Here is a 7,815-nt window from a genome sequence, read left to right on the forward strand (position 1 = left end):
TCGCTCCCACAGTGGTTTGTGGTCGTCAGTAAAACTGCGTTTACTCATTGAGAGCTGCGATTCCATGCCACCAACCCAACCCACCGCCCAACCCGCCTACGTCCTGCACTCGCGCGCCTACCGCGAAAGCAGCGCCCTGGTGGACTTCCTCACGCCCCAGGGGCGGTTGCGGGCGGTGTTGCGTGGGGCACGGGGCAAGGCCGGGACGCTGGCCCGGCCGTTCGTGCCGCTGGAGGTCGAATTCCGGGGGCGGGGAGAGCTCAAGAACGTCGGGCGCATGGAAAGCAACGGTGTGGCGGCCTGGCTTAATGGCGAGGCGTTGTTCAGCGGCCTGTATCTCAATGAGTTGCTGATCCGCTTGCTGCCCGCCGAAGACCCCCATCCCGCAGTGTTCGATCACTATGCCGCCACGCTATTGGCCCTGGCCGAGGGTCGTCCTCTGGAACCGCTGTTGCGTTCCTTCGAATGGCGGCTACTGGACGATCTGGGCTACGGCTTCGCCCTGAACACCGACCTGCATGGCGAGCCCATCGCTGCGGATGGTCTGTATCGCCTGCAGGTGGATGCAGGCCTGGAGCAGGTCTACCTGCTGCAACCCGGGTTATTCAATGGCACCGAGCTTCTGGCCATGGCCGAGGCCGACTGGAGTGCGCCGGGCGCGCTCTCGGCGGCCAAGCGTCTGATGCGCCAAGCCCTGGCGGTTCATCTGGGTGGTCGACCGCTGGTCAGCCGCGAGCTGTTTCGCAAGCCCTGAGCAACCCGTATGCTGTGGGCCGACTATTTGTCCATATCAGGAGTCTTTTCGTGAGCACCAGCAATCGCATTCTTCTCGGCGTGAACATCGACCATGTTGCCACCCTGCGCCAGGCCCGCGGTACGCGCTACCCGGATCCGGTCAAGGCCGCACTGGACGCCGAAGAGGCGGGCGCCGATGGCATCACCGTGCATTTGCGTGAAGACCGTCGCCACATCCAGGAGCGCGACGTACTGCTGCTCAAGGATGTGCTGCAAACCCGCATGAACTTCGAAATGGGCGTGACCGAAGAAATGATGGCGTTCGCTGAGCACATTCGCCCGGCGCACATTTGCCTGGTGCCCGAGACGCGTCAGGAATTGACCACCGAAGGCGGTTTGGACGTGGCAGGGCAGGAGGCGCGGATCAGCCTGGCGGTGGAGCGACTATCAAAAACCGGCGCTGAAGTGTCGCTGTTCATCGACGCCGACGAGCGGCAGATCGCAGCCGCCAAGCGTGTCGGCGCGCCGGCCATCGAATTGCACACCGGCCGTTATGCCGATGCGCAAACGCCCACGGACGTGGCCGATGAGTTGCAGCGAGTGGCCGATGGCGTCAGCTTCGGTCTGGCCCAGGGCCTGATCGTCAACGCCGGCCATGGCTTGCATTACCACAACGTCGAAGCTGTCGCGGCGATCAAGGGCATCAACGAACTGAACATCGGCCATGCACTGGTGGCCCATGCGCTGTTTGTCGGGTTCAAGTCGGCGGTGGCGGAGATGAAAGCGCTGATCCTGGCTGCCACCAAACCCTGAGCCGCTACAAATTCCAATGGTGGCAAGGAGATTCAGCGAAACTGGACCTTGTAGGAGCTGGCGAAGCCTGCGATCTTTTGATCTTTTGTTCTTTCGTTCTAGACCCGATTGACCATCGAAGGATCGCAGCCTCGTTCCACTCGGCAGCTCCTACAGGGGTGAGCAGCGCGGGATTGTTTCTGGCGTCAGAGCGGCGGGGTTTCCGGATTCGGCTTGCTCTTGTCGACACCCGGCACGTGCAGGTTGCCCTCGGCCACTTGGTCGCCTTCGAGCTGTGGCTGTGTGACCCAGGTCAGGATGTCGTAGTAGCGACGGATGTTTGCTACGAAATGCACCGGTTCACCGCCCCGAGCGTAGCCGTAGCGGGTTTTGCTGTACCACTTCTTCTGGGAAAGGCGCGGCAGGATCTTCTTCACATCCAGCCACTTGTTCGGATTCAACCCTTCCTTGGCCGCCAGTTTGCGAGCGTCGTCCAGGTGACCGCCACCCACGTTATAGGCGGCGAGGGCGAACCAGGTGCGGTCCGGCTCCTCGATGCTCTCGTCCAGTTGTTCCTTTATATAAGCCAGGTACTTGGCGCCACCCATGATGCTCTGCTTGGGGTCCAGGCGATTGGATACTCCCATGGCCTGGGCGGTGTTCTGGGTCAGCATCATCAGGCCGCGCACACCGGTCTTGGACGTGACCGTCGGCTGCCACAGTGATTCCTGGTAACCGATGGCCGCCAACAGGCGCCAGTCGACTTTTTCAGCCTTGGCGTAACTCTTGAAATGCTTCTCGTACTTGGGCAGACGCTGCTGCAAATGCTGGGCGAAGGTGTAGGCGCCGACATAACCCAGAACATCAACGTGCCCGTAGTAGCGGTCCTTCAGGCGTTGCAGGGTGCCATTCTTCTGCACTTTGTCCAGGTAGGCGTTGATTTCGTTGAGCAGGCTGTTGTCTTCGCCGGGGGCCACGGCCCAGCTCTGGTCGCTGGCATCGCCCAGGTCGAAAGCGACCCGCACGTTGGGGAAGTACACCTGGTTCATTGCCACTTCGTTGGAGTCCACCAGCGTCAGGTCGATCTGGCCTTCATCCACCATGCGCAGCAGGTCGACGACTTCTACCGCGTCGGATTCTTCGTATTCGATGCCGGGATATTTCTGTTTCAACTGCGCCAATTGTTCGGCGTGAGTGCTGCCCTTGAGCACCATGATTTTCTTGCCCGCCAGGGCGGCCGGGTCGGTGGGGCGCGACTGGCCGTTGCGGTAGATGATTTGTGGGGTGACTTCGAGGTAGGAGTGGGAAAACCGCACCTGGCTCTTGCGTTTTTCGCTGCTGACCAGGCCGGCGGCGGCCAGCACCGGGCCGTTGGGCTTGCCCAACTGGGTGAAAAGGTCATCGAGGTTGTCGGCGGTCTCGATTTTCAGCTCCACCCCCAAATCGTCGGCGAAACGCTTCACCAGCTCGTATTCGAAGCCGGTTTCACCGTTGCGATCCTGGAAGTAGGTGGCAGGGCTGTTTCGGGTAACCACCCGCAGCACGCCATCCTCCTTCACGCGCTCCAGTGTGTTGGGTTTCTCAACACAACCACTGAGCACCAGGAAGAGTCCGGTTGCGATCAGCCACTTGGCGTATCGCGGACGCAAAGCCGTTGGGGAAAACATCTGCGCAGTATACGCAAACGGCCTCGACCGCCATATCTCGACAGCAGAAGGCCAGTCTGCTAGCGGTTGCAAAACATGTCCGCAACACAAGCGGGCCGGGGTGTGCCGTGTTTTGCCTCGATGAAAAATATCTCGGTACGACCGTGCAAACGGGGGCCGGGAGAGCTGTTCCAGTAAAGACCGACATTCGGCCAGCATCGTACGTGCCGTTTCGGGTGCCGTCGCCAGCGGTTTAGGCTAGAATGCACGGCCTCAAAGCACACCCCTTCCCGAGGCTGTCCCGAAGATGTTGATCCTGCGCGGCGCTCCTGCCCTTTCTGCCTTTCGCCACAGCAAACTCCTTGAGCAACTGAGCCAGAAGGTCCCGGCTGTCAGTGGCTTGTATGCTGAATTCGCTCACTTCGCCGAAGTCACCGGCGGTTTGACCGGCGACGAACAGCAGGTGCTCGCGCGCCTTCTGAAGTACGGTCCCAGTGTTCCCGTCCAGGAGCCGACCGGTCGTCTGTTCCTGGTGCTGCCACGGTTCGGCACCATTTCGCCATGGTCGAGCAAGGCCAGCGACATCGCCCGCAACTGCGGCCTGGCGAAAATCCAGCGCCTGGAGCGCGGCATTGCCTTTTATGTTGCCGGTGAGTTCAGCGAGGCCGAGGCCCAACTGATCGCCGAGGGCCTGCATGACCGCATGACCCAGATCGTCCTGGGCAACCTGGAGCAGGCCGCGGGCCTGTTCAGCCATGCCGAGCCCAAACCGCTGACCGCCATCGATGTGCTGGGCGGCGGCCGTGCCGCACTGGAAAAAGCCAACGCCGAACTGGGTCTGGCCCTGGCCGAAGACGAGATCGATTACTTGGTCAACGCCTTCCAGGGCTTGAAGCGCAACCCCCACGACATCGAACTGATGATGTTCGCCCAGGCCAACTCCGAGCACTGCCGGCACAAGATCTTCAACGCCAGTTGGGACATTGACGGCCAGAGCCAGGAAAAAAGCCTGTTCGGCATGATCAAGAACACCTATCAGATGCACAACGAAGGTGTGCTGTCGGCCTACAAGGACAACGCCGCGGTGATCGTCGGCAACGTCGCCGGTCGCTTCTACCCGAACCCTGAGACCCGCCAGTACGGTGCGGTCCAGGAGCCGGTGCACATCCTGATGAAGGTCGAGACCCACAACCACCCGACCGCCATTGCCCCGTTCCCGGGCGCGTCCACCGGTTCCGGTGGTGAGATTCGCGACGAAGGCGCCACCGGTCGCGGCGCCAAGCCCAAAGCCGGCCTGACCGGTTTCACCGTGTCGAACCTGCAGATCCCGGGCTTCGAACAGCCGTGGGAAAAGCCGTATGGCAAGCCCGAGCGCATCGTCAACGCCCTGGACATCATGATCGAAGGTCCTCTTGGGGGCGCAGCGTTCAACAACGAATTCGGCCGTCCGGCCCTGACCGGTTACTTCCGTACCTTCGAGCAATCCATCACCACCCCTCGCGGTGAAGAAGTGCGCGGCTACCACAAGCCGATCATGCTTGCCGGCGGCATGGGCAACATCCGCGCCGAACACGTGCAGAAAGGCGAAATCCTGGTTGGCTCCAAGCTGATCGTCCTCGGCGGCCCGGCCATGCTGATCGGCCTGGGTGGCGGCGCGGCTTCCTCCATGGCCACCGGCACCAGTTCGGCGGACCTGGACTTCGCCTCGGTCCAGCGGGAAAACCCGGAAATGGAACGCCGTTGCCAGGAAGTCATCGACCGTTGCTGGCAGCTGGGTGAACACAACCCCATCAGCTTCATCCATGACGTCGGCGCGGGCGGCCTGTCCAACGCTTTCCCGGAACTGGTCAACGACGGTGGCCGTGGTGGCCGCTTCGAACTGCGCAACATTCCGAACGACGAGCCGGGCATGGCCCCGCACGAAATCTGGAGCAACGAATCCCAGGAACGTTACGTCCTGGCGGTCGGCCCGGCCGACTTCGAGCGTTTCCAGGCCATTTGCGAACGCGAGCGCTGCCCGTTCGCCGTGGTCGGCGAAGCCACCGCCGAGCCGCAACTGACCGTCACCGACAGCCACTTCGGCAACAGCCCGGTGGACATGCCACTGGAAGTGCTGCTGGGCAAGGCCCCGCGCATGCACCGCTCGGCTGTTCGTGAAGCCGAGTTGGGCGACGACTTCGATCCGTCCACCCTGGACATCGCCGACTCCATCGAGCGCGTCCTGCATCACCCGGCCGTGGCGAGCAAAAGCTTCCTGATAACCATCGGCGACCGCACCATCACCGGTCTTGTGGCCCGTGATCAAATGGTCGGCCCGTGGCAGGTGCCGGTGGCTGACGTGGCCGTGACCGCCACCAGCTTCGACGTCTACACCGGCGAAGCCATGGCCATGGGTGAGCGCACGCCGCTGGCGCTGCTGGACGCTCCGGCGTCGGGCCGCATGGCGATTGGCGAGACCCTGACCAACATCGCGGCCTCGCGCATCGGCAAGATCTCCGACATCAAGCTGTCGGCCAACTGGATGTCCGCTGCCGGTCACCCGGGTGAAGACGCCCGCCTGTACGACACCGTCAAGGCCGTCGGCATGGAGCTGTGCCCGGAGTTGGGCATCACCATTCCGGTGGGCAAGGACTCCATGTCCATGGCCACGCGCTGGAACGATGAAGGCGTGGACAAGAGCGTGACCTCGCCGCTGTCGCTGATCGTGACCGGTTTTGCTCCAGTTACCGACATCCGCCAGACCCTGACCCCGCAACTGCGCATGGACAAGGGCACCACCGATCTGATCCTGATTGACCTGGGCCGTGGCCAGAACCGCATGGGCGCCTCGATCCTGGCCCAGGTGCATGGCAAGCTCGGCTCGCAAGCGCCGGACGTCGATGATGCCGAGGACCTGAAAGCGTTCTTCGCCGTGATCCAGGGCCTCAACGCTGACGGTCACCTGCTGGCCTACCATGACCGTTCCGACGGCGGTTTGCTGACCACCGTGGTGGAAATGGCTTTCGCCGGCCATTGCGGCCTGAGCCTGACCCTCGACAGCGTTGCCGAATCCACGGCTGAAATCCCGGCCATCCTGTTCAACGAAGAACTGGGTGCGGTGATCCAGGTTCGCCAGGATGCCACCCCGGACATCCTCGCCCAGTTCAGCGCAGCTGGCCTGGCCGACTGCGTCTCGGTGATCGGCCAGCCGATCAACAACGCCCACATCAACATCACCTTCAACGGCGACACCGTCTTCGAAGGCCAGCGTCGCCTGTTGCAGCGCCAGTGGGCGGAAACCAGCTACCAGATCCAGCGCCTGCGCGACAATGCCGACTGCGCCGAGCAGGAATTCGACGCACTGCTGGAAGAAGATAACCCGGGCCTGAGCGCCAAGCTCAGCTACGACGTCAACCACGACGTGGCCGCGCCTTACATCAAGAAAGGCATTCGCCCACAAGTGGCGGTGCTGCGTGAGCAGGGCGTCAACGGCCAGGTGGAAATGGCGGCGGCGTTCGACCGTGCCGGCTTCAACGCAATCGACGTGCACATGAGCGACATCCTGGCCGGCCGTGTCGACCTGAACGACTTCAAGGGCATGGTCGCCTGTGGCGGTTTCTCCTACGGCGACGTGCTGGGGGCCGGTGAAGGCTGGGCCAAGTCGGCACTGTTCAACAGCCGCGCCCGCGACGCCTTCCAGGGCTTTTTCGAACGCACCGACAGTTTCACCCTCGGCGTGTGCAACGGTTGCCAGATGATGTCCAACCTGCATGAACTGATCCCGGGCAGCGAGTTCTGGCCGCACTTCGTGCGCAACCGTTCCGAGCAGTTCGAAGCGCGCGTGGCGATGGTCCAGGTGCAGGAGTCCAACTCGATCTTCCTGCAGGGCATGGCCGGTTCGCGTATGCCGATCGCCATCGCCCACGGCGAAGGCCATGCCGAATTCGAAAGCGAAGAAGCATTGCTTGAAGCCGATCTGTCCGGTTGCGTGTCGCTGCGGTTCGTCGACAACCACGGCAAGGTCACCGAAACCTACCCGGCCAACCCGAACGGCTCGCCGCGCGGGATCACCGGCCTGACCAGCCGCGACGGCCGCGTCACGATCATGATGCCGCACCCGGAACGCGTATTCCGCGCGGTGCAGAACTCGTGGCGTTCGGACGACTGGAACGAAGACGCGCCATGGATGCGCATGTTCCGCAACGCACGCGTCTGGGTGAACTAAGGCCGTGTACAAGCTCTGTTGCTTCGTCCCGGCCAGCCATGTGGACGAGGTCAAAAACGCCGTATTCGCCGCTGGTGGCGGACGAATCGGCGCCTATGACCACTGTGCCTGGCAAGTGCTGGGCCTGGGCCAGTTTCGCCCCTTGGACGGCAGCCAGCCGTTCATTGGCGAGGCGGGGCAGGTCGAGCAGGTCGAGGAATGGAAAGTGGAGCTTGTCGTTGCCGATGAGTTGATTCGTGGAGTGGTGGACGCGCTGAAACAGAGCCATCCCTACGAAACGCCGGCGTATGAAGTGTGGCGGTTGGAGGATTTTTGATCCTCTGGCCGCTGAAATGAAAAACCCGCTGATTGAATCAGCGGGTTTTTTATTGGGCGGGGATAAAGCCTATTCCCTATATATACAAAACTCCTGTGGTGAGGGGATTTATCCCCGCTGGG

The 7,815-nt window shown here is 62.3% G+C and carries 5 protein-coding genes; 4 read left to right on the forward strand and 1 reads right to left on the reverse strand.

The genetic code is table 11. The features are described from left to right. The first annotated feature begins 64 nt into the window (after positions 1-64). Positions 65-754, forward strand: a complete 690-nt coding sequence (gene recO, locus HU811_RS22620) for a DNA repair protein RecO (RefSeq protein ID WP_076383636.1) — start codon at positions 65-67, stop codon at positions 752-754. A gap of 50 nt (positions 755-804) precedes the next feature. After that, complete coding sequence (pdxJ, locus tag HU811_RS22625; RefSeq protein ID WP_186658173.1) at positions 805-1,548, forward strand: pyridoxine 5'-phosphate synthase; 744 nt, start codon at positions 805-807, stop codon at positions 1,546-1,548. A 185-nt stretch (positions 1,549-1,733) separates the two neighbouring features. On the opposite strand, the gene mltF is transcribed toward pdxJ, so the two are convergent. Then, the gene (mltF, locus tag HU811_RS22630; protein ID WP_092393621.1) at positions 1,734-3,194 is read right to left on the reverse strand and encodes a membrane-bound lytic murein transglycosylase MltF; all 1,461 of its coding nucleotides are present in this window, start codon (positions 3,192-3,194) and stop codon (positions 1,734-1,736) included. A gap of 286 nt (positions 3,195-3,480) precedes the next feature. On the opposite strand from mltF, the gene purL reads away from it, so the two are divergent. After that, positions 3,481-7,377 carry a phosphoribosylformylglycinamidine synthase gene (gene purL, locus HU811_RS22635; RefSeq protein ID WP_186658175.1) on the forward strand — a complete coding sequence of 1,299 codons (3,897 nt, stop codon included), beginning with the start codon at positions 3,481-3,483 and terminating at the stop codon, positions 7,375-7,377. Positions 7,378-7,381: 4 nt separating this feature from the next. Continuing rightward, complete coding sequence (locus tag HU811_RS22640) at positions 7,382-7,693, forward strand: YqfO family protein (protein WP_186658177.1); 312 nt, start codon at positions 7,382-7,384, stop codon at positions 7,691-7,693. Positions 7,694-7,815: the final 122 nt, after the last annotated feature.

This window comes from Pseudomonas tehranensis, assembly GCF_014268615.1.
GTDB lineage: Bacteria > Pseudomonadota > Gammaproteobacteria > Pseudomonadales > Pseudomonadaceae > Aquipseudomonas > Aquipseudomonas tehranensis.

Coding starts and splice junctions, on each gene's coding strand:
- recO (WP_076383636.1), top strand. CDS start 65: ATGCCACCAACCCAACCCACCGCCCAACCCGCCTACGTCCTGCACTCG.
- mltF (WP_092393621.1), bottom strand. CDS start 3,194: ATGTTTTCCCCAACGGCTTTGCGTCCGCGATACGCCAAGTGGCTGATC.
- purL (WP_186658175.1), top strand. CDS start 3,481: ATGTTGATCCTGCGCGGCGCTCCTGCCCTTTCTGCCTTTCGCCACAGC.